This window comes from Pantoea sp. 1.19 (genome assembly GCF_001922585.1).
Taxonomy (GTDB): domain Bacteria; phylum Pseudomonadota; class Gammaproteobacteria; order Enterobacterales; family Enterobacteriaceae; genus 1-19.
Genome location: NZ_MRBS01000001.1, coordinates 609,825 through 624,001, shown reverse-complemented (window position 1 = coordinate 624,001; position 14,177 = coordinate 609,825). Strand labels below are relative to the sequence as shown.

The window sequence follows — 14,177 nt, the reverse complement described above, 5'->3', positions numbered from 1 at the left end:
ATCGTTTGCAACAGGGTGGCGCGGCATGGTACGTTATAAGGTAACATAAACGCACACCCTGATGATGATGCTCTGCCCGACTGCCTCTCCCCTACTGAACGTAAGCGATCTGCACATCCAGCTGGACGGTGCGACTCGCGTCCGTGGCCTTCACCTGCAGCTGCTGCCGGGCGAACGCGTCTGCCTGCTGGGCCCTTCCGGGTCGGGGAAGTCACTGACCGCCCGCGCGCTGCTGGGCGCGCTGCCGGCCGGGGCCCGGGTGAGCGGCAGTATTCGCCTCTGCGGCGTTGAGGTGAGTCAGCGTCCGCTGGCGCAGCGTTCACCGGCGGCGCGGCCGGCGGCCATTTTTCAGGATGCCGCCGCGGCGCTCAATCCGCTGATGCCGGTAGGCCGCCAGCTGGCGCTGGCGGCGCAGCGGCGCGACGCGCCGGACAGCCTGATCGCCGCTTTGGGCCTGCAGGATATCCCGGCGCTGCGCCAGCGCTACCCCGGCGAGCTGTCCGGCGGCCAGCGCCAGCGTATCTGTATTGCCCTGGCGCTGCTGGGCGGGGCGCCGCTGCTGATTGCCGATGAGCCGACCAGTGCGCTGGACGTCGTCGCCCAGCAGCAGGTCGCGATGCTGCTGGCGGAGCGGGCGCCGACGCTGCTGTTCATTACCCACGACATCGCGCTGGCCAGCCGCCTGTGCCAGCGGGCGCTGGTGCTGATGGACGGCGAAGTGGTGGAACAGGGCAGCCTGAATCAGCTACTCAGCGCGCCGCAGCATGCGTGGACCCGCCAGCTGGTGACCGCAGCGCGGCGCGCCAGCGCGGCGCGGCCCGTTTCGCCGATCGCCCGGGCAGGATAAGACCATGTTACAGCTGGCCACCCCCCCCTTTTTGCAATTAGACCGGGTCAGCCGCCTGCCGCCCGCCACGGGCTGGTTAGCGTGGCGACGCCCGAGTCCGGCGCCGATTCTCCATGCCATTTCCCTGACGCTCGCCCGCCATGAGCGGGTCGGGCTGGTCGGGATGTCCGGCTGCGGCAAATCCACGCTGCTGCGCACGCTGCTGGCGCTGGAGCCCACCGACGCCGGAGCGGTGTATTACGAAGGCGAGCGGCTGCGCCCGGGGCCGCTGCGCCGCCTGCGCGCATTTCGCCGCCGGGTACAGTATCTGCCGCAGGATCCGGCCGCCTCGCTGCCGCCGGGCCAGCGGGTCGCGGCGCTGCTCAGCGAGCCGCCGGCCCGGCTGCGCGGCGAACGCATCAGCGAGCCGCAGCTGCGCCAGCTGCTGGCGCGGGTTGAACTCAGTCCGACGCTGCTGACGCAGCAGGCCGGTGCGCTGTCTGGCGGCCAGGCGCAGCGGGTGGCGCTGGCGCGTGCGCTGAGCGTGCGGCCGGCATTCCTGCTGGCGGATGAGCCGGTTAGCAGCCTGGACCTGCCGCTGCGCGAACAGATGAAGCAGCTGTTGCTGCATCTGGCCCACGAGCAGCAGATGGGGCTGCTCATGGTGAGCCACGATATCAGCGTGCTGACCGGGCTCTGCGACCGTCTGCTGGTGATGGACGCCGGCCGGCTGATCGACGATCGCCCCCTTGCCGCCGTAATGCGCACGCCGCACCACGCTCTTACCCGCCGGCTGCTGGCGGCCGCGCCGGTGCTGTGCACGGATCCCGCGGCGCCGGTGGCGATACCGCCCCACCCCCCGTTTCACTGACTCAGGAAAGCGTGATGACCTTACCGATCCCACTCTGGCGCTCCGGCGCCCTGCTTGCCGCCGCCCTACTGCTGAGCGGCTGTTTTAACGAGAGCGATACCGCCGCGCAGGAGGGCGAAAGCGATCGCATTCGACTGGCCATGCTGCAGCCGCCGCGCTCCGGGCTCAGCCCGCTGAGCGATGATGCCTTTAAGCTTTCGCGCTGGAGCAGCGCCGAGACGCTGGTGGTGCTGGATGCGGCCGGTGATGTGCGCCCGGCGCTGGCCACCGAATGGCAGCAGCTGGATGCCACCCACTGGCGCTTTATCCTCCGTCCCAACGTGCAGTTTCACGACGGTGAAGCGCTGACCGCCGACGCGGTGGTCGTTGCGCTGCGCGCCGCCGCCAACGCGGCGCCGAAGCCGCGCATCCTCGACGGCGTCACCCTGACGGTCGAGGCCGACGGTAACGGTGCCGTCCGCGTCGGCACCGCCGGCCCGGACCCGCTGCTGCCGCAGCGTCTCTCCAGTCCGCAGCTGGCTATCCTGTCGCCGCACGCGTACCAGGCCAACGGCGTGGTCAACCCGGTGAACACCGGCAGCGGCCCGTTCGTGCTGCGCCGGGTGGATGGCACCAGCAGCGCCCACCTCGATCGCTTTGATGGCTACTGGGGGGAAAAAGCCCGCGCCAGCGGCATCGATGCCAGCTTTGTACCCGACGGCGCGGCGCGCGGCGCGGCGCTGCGCACCGGCACCGCCGACCTGATCGAAGCCATTCCGGTCTCTCAGGCCCCGCTGCTGGATCCGGCACAGGTGCATGAAGTACCGATGCCGCGCACCAATACCCTGTATCTGAACACTGCCCGCGGTCCGCTGCAGGATCCGGCGCTGCGCGCGGCGGTGCGCAATGCTATCGACCGTCAGTCGATCGTCGACAACGTCTACGAGGGGCGCGCCGACGTCGCGCAGGGCCTGCTTGGCCCGGCGCTGGCGTGGGCCGCCCCGCTGCGTCAGCCGGTTGACGCACCGGTGGCACCCGCCGATCCCGCCGGCCGTACGCTGGTGCTGGCAACGTTTAGCGATCGCGCCGAGCTGCCCGAAGTGGCGGTGCGGCTGGCGCAGCAGCTGACCGCCGCCGGATTTACCGTCAAGCAGGTGGTGCGCGAATATGCCCAGATTGAGCAGGACGCGCTGGCGGGCAAATTTGATGCCTTTATCCTCTCGCGCGCAACGGTGCTGGATTCCGGTGACCCGGTGGCCTACCTGTACAGTGATTTTTCCTGTGCCGGCTCTTTTAATATCGCCCAGCTCTGCCGTCCGGAGATCGACGCCGCGCTGCAGCAGGCCGCGGCGATTCCGGCCGGAGAAGCGCGCCGGCGGGCCATCATGGCCGCTGAGCGGTTAATCCTCGCGAGCGATGCGGCCATTCCCATGCTGCATGAGCGGGTGATTCAGGGTGAAAGCCCGCGCCTGCGCCACGCCCTGCGCGATCCGCGCGAGCGGCAGCTGATTGACAGCCAGACGCAGCGCCTGTCCGCCGCGGATGCGGCCCCCTGATGGCGAGTTGAACGATGCGCGATCCGCTGTATTGCCAAACCTGTCCGGCGTCGCACCCGCTGCGCTTCCTGCCCAGCGGGGCGGCGATCCCGCTGCTGTCGCGGGTGCTGACCCTGCTGGCGGTGGTGCTGCTGGTCGGGCTGCTGCCGTGGCTCTCCGATCAGGATCCGGCCCTGGCCCTGCTGCGCGCCCGCGCCGCCGAGCAGGAGGCCACGCCGGAGGCGCTGGCGGCGATTCGTCAGTCGCTCGGGCTGGATCGCGGCCCGCTGGGGCTGCTGGCCGGGTGGCTGCGCGGGCTGCTGCACGGCGATGCCGGCGTCTCCTGGATTTCGGGCCGGCCGGTGATGCCCGGCATGCTGCAGGCGCTGCGGGTGTCGCTGACGCTGATGTCCTTTGCCGCGCTGCTGGCGCTGGCGGTCGCGCTGCTGGTGGCGCTGCCGACCTTTATGCGCGGCCTGCGCGGCACGCCGCAGCGGCCGGGCGGCGCAATCGCCGCGGCGCTGACCGCACTGCCCGAGTTTTTGCTGGCCACCGTGCTGCTGGTGGTCGGCGCGGTGTGGCTTGGCCTGTTCGCCCCGTACGGCTGGCACGGCCCGCGCGATGCGGTGCTGCCGGCGCTGGCGATGGGCCTGCCCGCCGGCGGCTATCTGGGGCGCCTGTTTGCCGATGCGCTGGCCGCCACCTTTAGCGAACCCTGGGTGCTGACCTGGCGCGCCGCCGGTATTGTCCGACGCCATCTGCTGATCGCCGCCGTTAAGCGCGCGCTGGCCACGGTCATGCCGCTGACCGGGCTGGTGCTGGTATCGCTGGCCGGCAGCGCGGTGGCGGTTGAAAAAGTGTTTGCTATCCCGGGGCTGGGGCGCGCCACCCTCGGCGCGGTGATGGCGCAGGATCTGCCCACCCTGCAGCTGGGGATCCTGCTGCTGCTGCTGCTGGCCGGCGCCGCGGGCACCCTCGCCGGCGCGCTGCGGCTGGCAATCCTGGGTCGGGCGCTGCGCAGTCGCGCCCTGCCGGCGCGGGCCGCCCCGCACCGGCCGCGGTCGGTACGGGCCGGATGGCTGCCGCTGGGCTGCCTGCTGCTGCTGGCGCTGCTGCTGGCCTGCGGACTGCCGCGCGATCCCTACGCCTCTGACTTTATGCGGCTGGCCCCGCCGTCGCTGTCGCTGCCGTTTGGCGCCGATGCGCTGGGGCGCGACCTGCTGGCGCGCGTGGCGCACGGTACCCTGTATACCTGCCTGCTGGCGCTGGCGGTCTCGCTGTGCTGCCTGCTGCTGGGGATGCTCCTCGGCGCCTTTCCGCGACTGATGCAGGGGCCCACAGAGGCGGCTAACGCCCTGCCGCCGGTGATTGCCGGCCTGCTGGTAGTCGCGCTGATGGGGCCGGGTACCCTGAGCGCGGCGGTCGCGGTGGCCGCGGTGGCCTGGGCGCCGCTGGCCAGCCATACGGCGGCGCTGGTGACCGAGATTCACGCCCGTCCGTGGATGAGCGCCCTGCCGGTGGTCGGCGTTGACGGGCTGCGTCGCCAGCTGCGGTATGTGGTGCCGGCGCTGGCCGGCCCGCTGTTTCGCCACGCGATGCTTCGGCTGCCGGGCATCGCGCTGGCGCTGGCGGCGGTGGGATTTCTCGGCCTCGGTACGCCGCCGCCCGAGCCGGAATGGGGGCGGATTCTGGCGGAGGGCATGCCCTATCTGGAGCGCGGATTCTGGTGCGTACTGGCGCCCGCCGGCGCGCTGGTGCTGCTGTCGGTGTTGGCGGTCAGCCTCGCCCATCTCGCCGCTCCTGCGAGGCCGAAAGCGGACCGCGCGCCCGGGGCATAGCGGCATTCAGGCGGCCGGAAGGCCCCGCGTCGCCTGACAACGTACTCTTTCGCCACCATTTTTTGTATGCGGCGGCTGCCTGCACCGGCAACATCGGTTAGCATGGCCTTACTGAAACCTGAACGGAGCAGTCCCATGGCCCTGATGCACCTGACGCCCTCCCCGCGCGTGACCGACGCGCTCAATCAGCTGGAAATGCAGTATGACCGCGCGGTGGCCCAGCTGCGCGCCGCGATTGAGGCTTTTATTGCCGACGGCACGCTGCCGGACCCCGCCGCCCGCGCGGCCGGTTTATTTGTCTACCCTGAGCTGCGGGTCAGCTGGGAAGGCAGCGCGCCGGACCAGCGGCTGACCCGCGCGTTTGGTCGCTTTACCCGTACCGGCCACTACGCCACCACTGTCACCCGCCCGGCCATGATGCGCGCCTACCTGAGCGAACAGCTGGCGCTGCTGGAGCAGGATTATGTTATCGCTCTGGACGTCGCCCCATCGCAGCAGGAGATCCCGTATCCCTACGTGATCGACGGTTCGGACCTGAGCCTGGATCGCTCCATGAGCGCCGGCCTGGCGCGCCATTTTCCGACGACCGACCTGTCGCAGATTGGCGATGAAAACGCCGATGGCCTGCTGCATCCGGACGATCGCTTTCCCCTCTCCCACTTTGACGCCCTGCGCACCGATTTTTCGCTGGCGCGCCTGAAGCACTATACTGGCACCCCCGCCGAACACTTCCAGTCCTGGGTGCTGTTTACCAACTATACCCGCTACGTGGATGAGTTTGTGCGCTGGGCCTGCGAGCAGATTCAGGATCCGGCCACGCCGTGGCGCGGTCTCTCATGCGCCGGCGGTGCGGTTATCACCGCGCAGACGCAGAACGCCGAGCAGGCCATTTCGGATCTGGCGTGGAAAAAGCATCAGATGCCGGCGTGGCACCTGATGGCGGAGGATGGCCAGGGGATCACCCTGGTGAACATTGGCGTTGGCCCGTCGAACGCCAAAACCATCTGCGATCATCTGGCGGTGCTGCGCCCGCACGCGTGGCTGATGATTGGCCACTGCGGCGGACTGCGGGAGAGCCAGACCATCGGAGATTACGTCCTGGCGCACGCCTATCTGCGCGACGACCACGTGCTGGATGCGGTACTGCCCACGGACATTCCGATCCCGAATATCGCCGAGGTGCAGCGCGCCCTGTATGACGCCACCAAGCTGGTCAGCGGCATGCCCGGCGAAGAAGTGAAGAAGCGGCTGCGAACCGGAACGGTGGTGACCACCGATGACCGCAACTGGGAGCTGCGCTACGCCGCCTCGGCGCTGCGCTTTAACCAGAGTCGCGCAGTGGCGGTAGATATGGAGAGTGCAACCATTGCCGCCCAGGGCTACCGCTTCCGCGTGCCTTACGGCACGCTGCTGTGCGTCTCCGATAAGCCACTGCACGGGGAGATCAAACTGCCCGGCCAGGCGAACCGCTTTTATGACGGGGCCATCTCCGAGCACCTGCAGATCGGCATCTGCGCCATCGACCAGCTGCGCGCCGAGGGTGACCGCCTGCATTCGCGCAAGCTACGCACCTTCGACGAGCCGCCGTTTCGCTAAGCCACCGGCCGGTTACAGCAGCGGCTGGCCGGTAAGCGCCTCCAGTATCCGCAGCGGCGAGCGCTCCGGGTGCTGCAGGGCATTAAGCGGCAGCATCCAGGTGTGCTCCAGCATAAACTGCCCGCCCATGGCGGCGTGCGGCGTTTGATCCGGGAAACAGATCCAGCTGGAGCCGCTTGGGAAGGCGAACGCCGCCTGCGGTCCCTGCTTCTGGTAGCTGTCATCGGCTTTCATCGCGTCGTGCAGCTGCAGCATCATGGCGTCGTAGTGGGTGCGCCGCCCGCGGGTCAGCCCGAGGCGATGCTGCAGCCAGCTGTTAACCGGCGACCAGCTGCCGATGCGGCCGTGGAAGCGCTGCGCCAGCGGCGCAAAAGGCTCCCCAATACGCCAGTCGCGGGTGACGCCAGCGGGGTTGATGTTAGTGAACAGGCGCAGGATCCGCTCGCCCTGGCTGGGCCGCGAAGGAAAGGCATCCACGTGCAGCAGGCTGTCGTCTTTGCGCCAGGCGCTCTTTTTACCCCAGCCGCTGACCGGGTGCAGCCGCAGGGTGTTCATCGGTGAATGCACCCAGGGGAGATACTCCGGCAGCAGGCCGGCCAGCAGCTGCTGAGCGGCCACGTGATGGCGCTGCATCAGGGCGCGGATCGGCGCGTCGTGCTGCGCATCGGCCACGCCTTTCAACCGCCCGCTGTCGGGCTGAAAGCTGATGTTTTTGCGCCGCGGATCGACGACCGCCTCATCCAGCAGCGGTAACTCTTCGGGGCGAAGGGCAAAGGCCAGACGGGGCAGCCACAGCACCTTCCCCCGCTCCAGCGCCGACACCTGGCTGGGGGTTTCCGGCGCCGGCTGCCAGCAATCGGTGTCGCAGCGCTGTAGTACCTGATGCGCAGTTAATGGTTGACTCATAGCGGCTCCTTAGCGAGGAGTGGAAAAATCTGTGCGGCCCACGGTAGAGGCAGCGACCTTAACCAAACCTCAACGGGATCCGTCGTCAATGCGTAAAAGGCACGCAGAGTGTAAAGTGCGCCGGCGCGCAGGGACGATTTGTATCCCCCGGGCCAGCACGTTATGCTGCACGCTGGCTTACGTATCACACCGAGCAGATCATGCCTGACACACCAAAACGAAAAAACGACCCGGAAGGGCTGAAGCGGCGCATTCTGGATAGTGCGCTGGCGGCGTTTGCCGAATCAGGGATGCAGGGTGCCCGGCTGGAGCAGATTGCCGCGCTGGCCGCAACCACTAAACGCATGGTGGTGTACCATTTTGGCAATAAAGAGCGGCTGTACATTGCGGTGCTGGAGGACGTTTATCAGCATATTCGCCAGCATGAAATTGCGCTGAACCTGTCGGCGCTGCCGCCGATAGCGGCGATGCAGCGGCTGGTGGAGGCGAGTTTTGACTACCATGCAGCGCATCCGGATATGATGCGGGTGATTTGCAGTGAAAACCTGCTGCGCGGACGCTATATCAGCCAGTCCAGCCATATTCAGGGGCTGAACCGCAGCGCGCTCGATCTACTGGCCTCGGTGCTGGCGCGCGGTCAGCAGAGCGGCGATTTTCGCCACGACCTCGCCACGCTGGAGGTGCACCGTCTGATAAGCAGCCTGTGCTTTCACCACGTCTCCAACCGCTATACCTTTAATACGCTGTTTGCCGGTGACCAGCCGGACCGACAGCTGGTAGCACAGAATCGTCAGCTGGCGGTGACCGCCACGCTGCGCTTTGTCTGCCGCTGAGCGCCGACGGCTCAGAGACAAAAACGGAGGCCGCAGGCCTCCGGATTGGGACTTAGACAGGAGCTTAGTTAGACTTGGGTTCGCCCATCGCCTTGAGCTTTTTCGACAGGTCACGACGCTCTTTCGACAGATCGGCGTTCTTGATGATGTAATCGTCCACGCGGTCTTCATAGTCCAGGCGCATGCTGGCAATGATCTCCTGAATCGCTTCCACGCTCATGCCCGGTTTGATGTACTCACTCAGGTTGTCCAGCAGCAGCACGCGCTTCTGGTTATCGCGAATTTTCTTTTCGTTATCCACGATTTCACGCTGAAGCTTATTCTTTCTACGGAACAGTCGCACGAACTCCAGCACATCGTGGAAGGATTGCTTTGCATTTTCCATTGTTGCCACCTTTCATCATGGCCTGTTTGCACAGGCAAACTCATCTCAGCCCTTAGCATAGCGGGACGACCGCGCCGAGGGCAATTCTCACAGCGAAATTCGGACCGGGGGATATCATACGCGCAACGCCGCCCTTTGCGTAGCGCAGGTGCCTGATCGCCTGCAAATTTTCACCGCGCGCGAACGGTTTCAGTGACGCAGTGCCAGCCGGATAAGCTCCGAGAGGCGCGTCAGCTGGCGCGCCTGCTCAAGGCACAGCCAGACATAGCCGTGAATCGGCGTTTCCACCAGCGCCTCGCTGTTGGCGTCGGCGATCAGCGCGCGCAGCTCCCGCACGATGGCTGACATCTCGGCGCGGTTAGCCGCCAGCCGATCGGTGTCGCCCGTCACCACCGCCTGCGCCAGCGCCTCCAGCGACTGATGGGTCATCTGCTGCGCCCGGCGCAGCGTCGGGGCGTTGAGCATGATCAGATGGCTCTCGCGCGACGACCACCAGGCGTTAATCTGCAGCTCCAGCGTACACACCAGATTACGGTTCTGAGTCTGGATGGCCTCCAGCACCGCGCGCGGCACGCGGCTCTCCTTCCCGGCGGGCTGAATCAGGGCGCGCATGTTCACGACCTTACTGAGCAGCCGCTGGTGCGGCTTGTTAAGCCGCGGGCGATCCACCAGGTTGGGTGAGAAGCTGGCCTGCCCCAGCCGCGCAATGTCGCGAAAGACGTCCGCGAGCTGGATCCGCCAGTGGTACCAGGCTTTTTGCGGCCAGAGCGAACTGAACAGCAGCGCCAGCAGCGAGCCGATTATCACGTCCCCAACCCGCCACAGCGCCACGCGGATATCGTCGTCCGGCGTTCCGATCACCACCGCGAGGGTGATGCCGATCAGCAGTGCCAGATACGGCTTTTTGCCCAGCGTCATCCAGCCGCTGACGAACATCACCAGCAGACACCAGCAGAGCATCAGCAGCGGGGACCACGGCGCCAGCTTCAGCGCCACCAGCCCGGAGAGGGCACCGCACAGGGTGCCGATGATCCGCTCGGTGGCGCGCGGCAGCACGTTGCCCCAGAATGAAACCGGCCCCATGACCACCACCAGGGTAATCAGCGGCCAGGTTCCCTCCGGTAGCGCCAGCAGGCGCACCAGCAGCAGGGTAGCCACAAACGACAGCGCGATACGTACGCCGTGCATCACGCGATAGTGGCGATATATTGTAAAAATGAGCCGCGACAGCGGCTTGTCAGCTCGCAACAGTCAACTCCGCAAATAGTGTCGTACGGTGATTATACGGGATGCCGACGGGGAAAAATTGACCCAAATATACATTTATTAACATTACTGACTACCGTTTACGAAATTTACACTTTTATAACCTTTTCAAAACTCGCTATCCTGTCAGGAACCTGTTGTTGCCTATAGAACATTTTGTTTACGCCCCTGCAGTGATACCTATAACACTATCGCGTGGCCTGCTTCCTGCAGGTCACATTGTGATTTTTCTTAAGGATGCATGATGCGCCAAAGACCCAAAACGCTGCCCGGCGTCACCCGTCGACAGATGCTCACCTGGTCCACCGCCGCCGTTGCCGCCGGCCTCAGCGGCGCCGCTCAGGCTGTTACCCTGAAGGGTGCCCCGGGCTGGTCGCCGTTTGCCGATAACCCACCCGAAACCGTTGATCAGCCCGGCTGGCTGTTTTTTACCGCCGATGAAGCGGCCACCGTGGAAGCCATTGTGGATCGGCTGATCCCGGCGGATGCGCTGAGCATTGGCGGCAAAGACGCCGGCTGTGCAGTATTTATTGACCGCCAGCTGGACGGTTTTTACGGCACCGCTGAACGCCTGTACCGGCAGGGACCGTTTCAGCCGGGCACCCCGGCGCAGGGCGACCAGTCGCCGCTGACTCCGCGTCAGCGCTACCGCACCGGCCTCGCCGCACTCAATGCGCTGACCCGCCAGCAGGACGGCAAGCCGTTTGCCGCGCTGAGCGCCGAACGTCAGGATGCGCTGCTGCAGGCGCTGGAGTCCGGTAAAACGGCCCTTGATGGAATCGATTCCAAACTCTTTTTTGAACAGATTCTCGGCAATACCATGGAAGGCTTTTTTGCCGACCCAATCTACGGCGGCAACCGCGACATGGTGTCGTGGAAGATGCTCGGCTTTCCCGGCGCCCGCTATGACTATCGCGAGTATGTCGAACAGCACAACCAACCGCTGAACCTGGAACCGGTCAGCATCAATGGCACCCCGCAGTGGCGTAGCAAGGCGTAACCCAGATGACAAAAAAACTTCCAAAAACCGACGTGGTGGTGGTTGGCCTCGGCTGGGCCGGCTCGATTATCGCCTGGGAACTGGCCCAGGAAGGCCTTGAGGTCATCGGCATTGAGCGCGGTCCGTGGCGCGATACCGCCCGGGACTTTAACGTCGCCACCGCCACCGATGAGCTGCGCTATAACCAGCGTCAGGAGCTGATGCTGCGCACCCGCCAGAATACCTGTACCATGCGCAATACCCCGGCGGAGACCGCGCTGCCGATGCGCAGCTGGGGCTCGTTTCACCCCGGTAATGGCACCGGCGGCGCCGGCAACCACTGGGCCGGCATCACCTACCGTTTTCAGCCGGAAGAGTTTCGCCTGAAAAGCCACCTGACCGACAAGTACGGCGCCGCCGCCATACCGGATGAGCTGGTGCTGCAGGACTGGGGTACCAGCTGGGAAGAGATGGAGCCGCACTACATGGCGTTTGAGCGCCTGGCCGGTACCTCCGGCAAGGCCGGTAACCTGAACGGCGAGATCCGCGCCGGCGGCAATCCGTTTGAAGGGCCGCGCTCCGCAGAGTACCCCACTGCACCGCTGCGCCAGCCCTATGGCCCGACGCTGTTTGCCGAGGCGGCGCGCAGCATGGGCTATCAGCCCTACGCGGTTCCCTCCTCGCTGGTATCGGAAGCGTATACCAATCCGCTCGGCGTCAGCATGGGCCCCTGTACCTTCTGCGGGTTCTGCACCAACTACGGCTGCGCCAACTACTCGAAAGCCAGCGCTATCACCACCGTCCTGCCGGCGCTGATGCGCAAAGAGAACTTTACCGCGCACACCCACTGTGAAGTACTGGAAGTACTGAAGGACAGCACCGGCAAGCGCGCCACCGGCGTCACCTACGTCGACTCCTCCGGCGACGTCTGGGAGCAGCCGGCGGACCTGGTGATCGTCGCCGCCTTTACGTTTGAAAACGTGCGCCTGATGCTGCTGTCCGGGGTCGGTATTCCCTACGATCCGGTCACCCAGCGCGGCACTACCGGCCGTAACTACGCCTACCAGACGGCGAATAACGTCCAGCTGTTCTTTAACGACAAGAACTTCAATCCGTTTATCGGCGGCGGCGCGGTCGGTATGGGCATTGATGAGTTCAATAACGATAACTTCGACCACAGCGGGCTGGGCTTTTTGGGCGGCGGCAGCATCCGCGTCACCCCGATTGGCGCGGCGCCCATCAGTAACCGTCCGGTACCGCCGGGCACGCCGAAGTGGGGCAGCGAGTGGAAGAAAGCCACCCAAGCGCACTACCTCAGCACGATGTCTATCGGCTGCGAGGCCAGCAGCTACACCACGCGCAATAACTATCTGTCGCTGGATCCGAATTACAGCGATCCACACGGCCGTCCGCTGCTGCGCATCACCTTCGACTTTCCGCAGAACGACCTGCGCATGGCGCAGTACTGCACCGATAAGGTCGCCGAGATAGCCCGGGTAATGAATCCGGCGCAGATAGTGAAAAGCCCGCGCACCGGTCACTGGAACAATAACAGCTATCAGTCCTCCCACGTGGTGGGCGGCTTTATCATGGGTGCCGATCCGTCGACCAGCTCGGTGAACAAGCATCTGCAGGTGTGGGATATCCCGAACCTGTTTGTGGTGGGCGCGTCGGCGTTTCCGCAAAACCCCGGCTATAACCCCACCGGCACGGTGGGCGCGCTGGCCTATAAGGCCGCCGACGCCATCCGCAGCCACTACCTGAAACGTCCCGGAGAGATGATCACCGCATGAAGACGCTGCATACCCGCCTGCTCAGCGCCCTGACCCTCGCCCTGCTGGGCGCAGGGGCTGCCCACGCCCAGCCGGAGTACGATCAGATCGCCCGCGGGCGCTACATCGCCACGCTCGGCGACTGTACCGCCTGCCATACCGCCGATCCGGCGAAGCCGTTCGCCGGCGGGGTGAAACTGAACACCCCGTTTGGCACCCTGGTCGGGGCAAATATTACCCCCGATGCCGAGACCGGCATTGGCCACTGGACGCTGGATGACTTCCAGCGCGCGATGAGCGAAGGCATTGGCCACGGCGGCAAGCGTCTGTATGGCGCCATGCCGTTTACCGCCTATACCAAAGTGACGCGTAAAGATAACGCCGATCTCTGGGCCTACCTGCAGTCGCTGCAGCCCATTCACCAGGCTATCGAAACCAACCAGCTGCCGTTTCCGTTTAGCGTGCGCACCAGCCTGATGGGCTGGAACTGGATAAACTTTACTCAGGGCGAATTTACGCCCGATCCCACGCAATCCGACGAGTGGAACCGCGGCGCTTACCTGGTCGAGGGGCTGGGCCACTGCGGCACCTGCCACACGCCGAAAAACCTGATTGGCGGCGATAAAAACGGCCAGTTTTTACAGGGGGCGGTGGTGGAAGAGTGGTGGGCACCCAACCTGACCAACGCTGACCACACCGGACTGGGCAAATGGCAGAAGGCGGACATCGTTAACTACCTGAAGCACGGCGTTAACCGCTTTGATATCGCTTCCGGCCCGATGGCCGATGCGGTGAAGCACTCGACCCAGTACTGGAACGATGCCGATCTGCAGGCGGTGGCGACCTGGCTGAAGGCGAGCCAGGGCGCGGAGGCCTCTCCGCCTCCCGCGCTGGCGGCAGACGATCGGCGGATGAAGATCGGCCGCGATATCTATGCCGCCAAATGCTCCGCCTGCCACACCCCGAACGGCAAGGGCGTTGAGCCGCTGTTCCCGATGCTGGCGGATAACCCGCTGATCAATGCCCCGAACGCCAGCTCGCTGATGCGGGTGGTGCTGGCGGGCAGCCGCGGCGTGGATACCGACACCCGGCCTACCGCGCCGGCGATGCCGGCGTTTGCCGGTACGCTGAGCGATGACGAGGTGGCCGACGTGGTGACCTTTATTCGCAACAGCTGGGGCAACGCCGCCGCGCCGGTCAGCGGCGACGACGTGAAGGCGCTGCGCGAGTCGATTACCCCCTAAGGCAGCCAGAGGGGCAGCCCGGCGCTCCCTCTCGCCGGGCGATGGCCGATCGGCGCGCCGCCGCCAATCGGCCATCGCCCCCACCCGCTCCTGCGCAACCGCCGCCGGCCTCATCCGCGAACTGCTGACCCGCCGTCTGGCATTATC

The 14,177-nt window shown here is 65.7% G+C and carries 12 protein-coding genes; 9 read left to right on the top strand and 3 right to left on the bottom strand.

What is annotated here, in order from left to right; translation table 11 throughout:
• Positions 1 to 61: 61 nt before the first annotated feature.
• The 5 genes from BS626_RS03165 (at position 62) to BS626_RS03145 (ending at position 6,645) form a co-directional block, all read left to right on the top strand.
• Positions 62 to 847 carry an ATP-binding cassette domain-containing protein gene (locus tag BS626_RS03165; protein ID WP_075180929.1) on the top strand — a complete coding sequence of 262 codons (786 nt, stop codon included), beginning with the start codon at positions 62 to 64 and terminating at the stop codon, positions 845 to 847.
• 4 nt (positions 848 to 851) lie between these two features.
• A complete protein-coding gene (locus BS626_RS03160) occupies positions 852 to 1,697 on the top strand; it encodes an ABC transporter ATP-binding protein (RefSeq protein ID WP_075180928.1) in 846 nt (281 codons plus the stop codon).
• Between the two features lie 14 nt (positions 1,698 to 1,711).
• Positions 1,712 to 3,232 (top strand): ABC transporter substrate-binding protein, encoded by a 1,521-nt coding sequence (locus BS626_RS03155; RefSeq protein ID WP_075180927.1) that lies wholly within the window; start codon positions 1,712 to 1,714, stop codon positions 3,230 to 3,232.
• A gap of 14 nt (positions 3,233 to 3,246) precedes the next feature.
• Positions 3,247 to 5,049 carry an ABC transporter permease subunit gene (locus tag BS626_RS03150; RefSeq protein WP_075180926.1) on the top strand — a complete coding sequence of 601 codons (1,803 nt, stop codon included), beginning with the start codon at positions 3,247 to 3,249 and terminating at the stop codon, positions 5,047 to 5,049.
• 144 nt (positions 5,050 to 5,193) lie between these two features.
• Positions 5,194 to 6,645 carry an AMP nucleosidase gene (locus BS626_RS03145; protein WP_075181124.1) on the top strand — a complete coding sequence of 484 codons (1,452 nt, stop codon included), beginning with the start codon at positions 5,194 to 5,196 and terminating at the stop codon, positions 6,643 to 6,645.
• A gap of 12 nt (positions 6,646 to 6,657) precedes the next feature.
• Here BS626_RS03145 and BS626_RS03140 read toward each other — a convergent pair whose 3' ends face one another.
• On the bottom strand, positions 6,658 to 7,551 hold the full coding sequence (locus BS626_RS03140) for a Kdo hydroxylase family protein (protein ID WP_083615879.1): 894 nt from the start codon (positions 7,549 to 7,551) through the stop codon (positions 6,658 to 6,660).
• A gap of 200 nt (positions 7,552 to 7,751) precedes the next feature.
• Between BS626_RS03140 and BS626_RS03135 the strand changes: the two genes are divergently transcribed.
• Positions 7,752 to 8,384 (top strand): TetR family transcriptional regulator, encoded by a 633-nt coding sequence (locus tag BS626_RS03135; RefSeq protein ID WP_075180925.1) that lies wholly within the window; start codon positions 7,752 to 7,754, stop codon positions 8,382 to 8,384.
• A gap of 64 nt (positions 8,385 to 8,448) precedes the next feature.
• Here BS626_RS03135 and tmaR read toward each other — a convergent pair whose 3' ends face one another.
• Entirely contained in the window at positions 8,449 to 8,769 is a 321-nt protein-coding gene (tmaR, locus tag BS626_RS03130; RefSeq protein WP_075180924.1) for a PTS system regulator TmaR, read from the bottom strand.
• Between the two features lie 189 nt (positions 8,770 to 8,958).
• A complete protein-coding gene (locus BS626_RS03125; protein ID WP_075180923.1) occupies positions 8,959 to 10,017 on the bottom strand; it encodes an FUSC family protein in 1,059 nt (352 codons plus the stop codon).
• 262 nt (positions 10,018 to 10,279) lie between these two features.
• On the opposite strand from BS626_RS03125, the gene BS626_RS03120 reads away from it, so the two are divergent.
• From BS626_RS03120 to BS626_RS03110, 3 genes are read left to right on the top strand one after another with little or no spacing between them, the layout of a single operon-like run.
• Positions 10,280 to 11,035, top strand: coding sequence for a gluconate 2-dehydrogenase subunit 3 family protein (locus BS626_RS03120; protein WP_075180922.1), 756 nt, complete (start codon positions 10,280 to 10,282; stop codon positions 11,033 to 11,035).
• 5 nt (positions 11,036 to 11,040) lie between these two features.
• The gene (locus BS626_RS03115) at positions 11,041 to 12,807 is read left to right on the top strand and encodes a GMC family oxidoreductase (RefSeq protein WP_075180921.1); all 1,767 of its coding nucleotides are present in this window, start codon (positions 11,041 to 11,043) and stop codon (positions 12,805 to 12,807) included.
• Positions 12,804 to 14,030 (top strand): cytochrome c, encoded by a 1,227-nt coding sequence (locus tag BS626_RS03110; protein WP_075180920.1) that lies wholly within the window; start codon positions 12,804 to 12,806, stop codon positions 14,028 to 14,030. Before BS626_RS03115 ends, BS626_RS03110 begins: the two co-directional genes overlap by 4 nt.
• Positions 14,031 to 14,177: the final 147 nt, after the last annotated feature.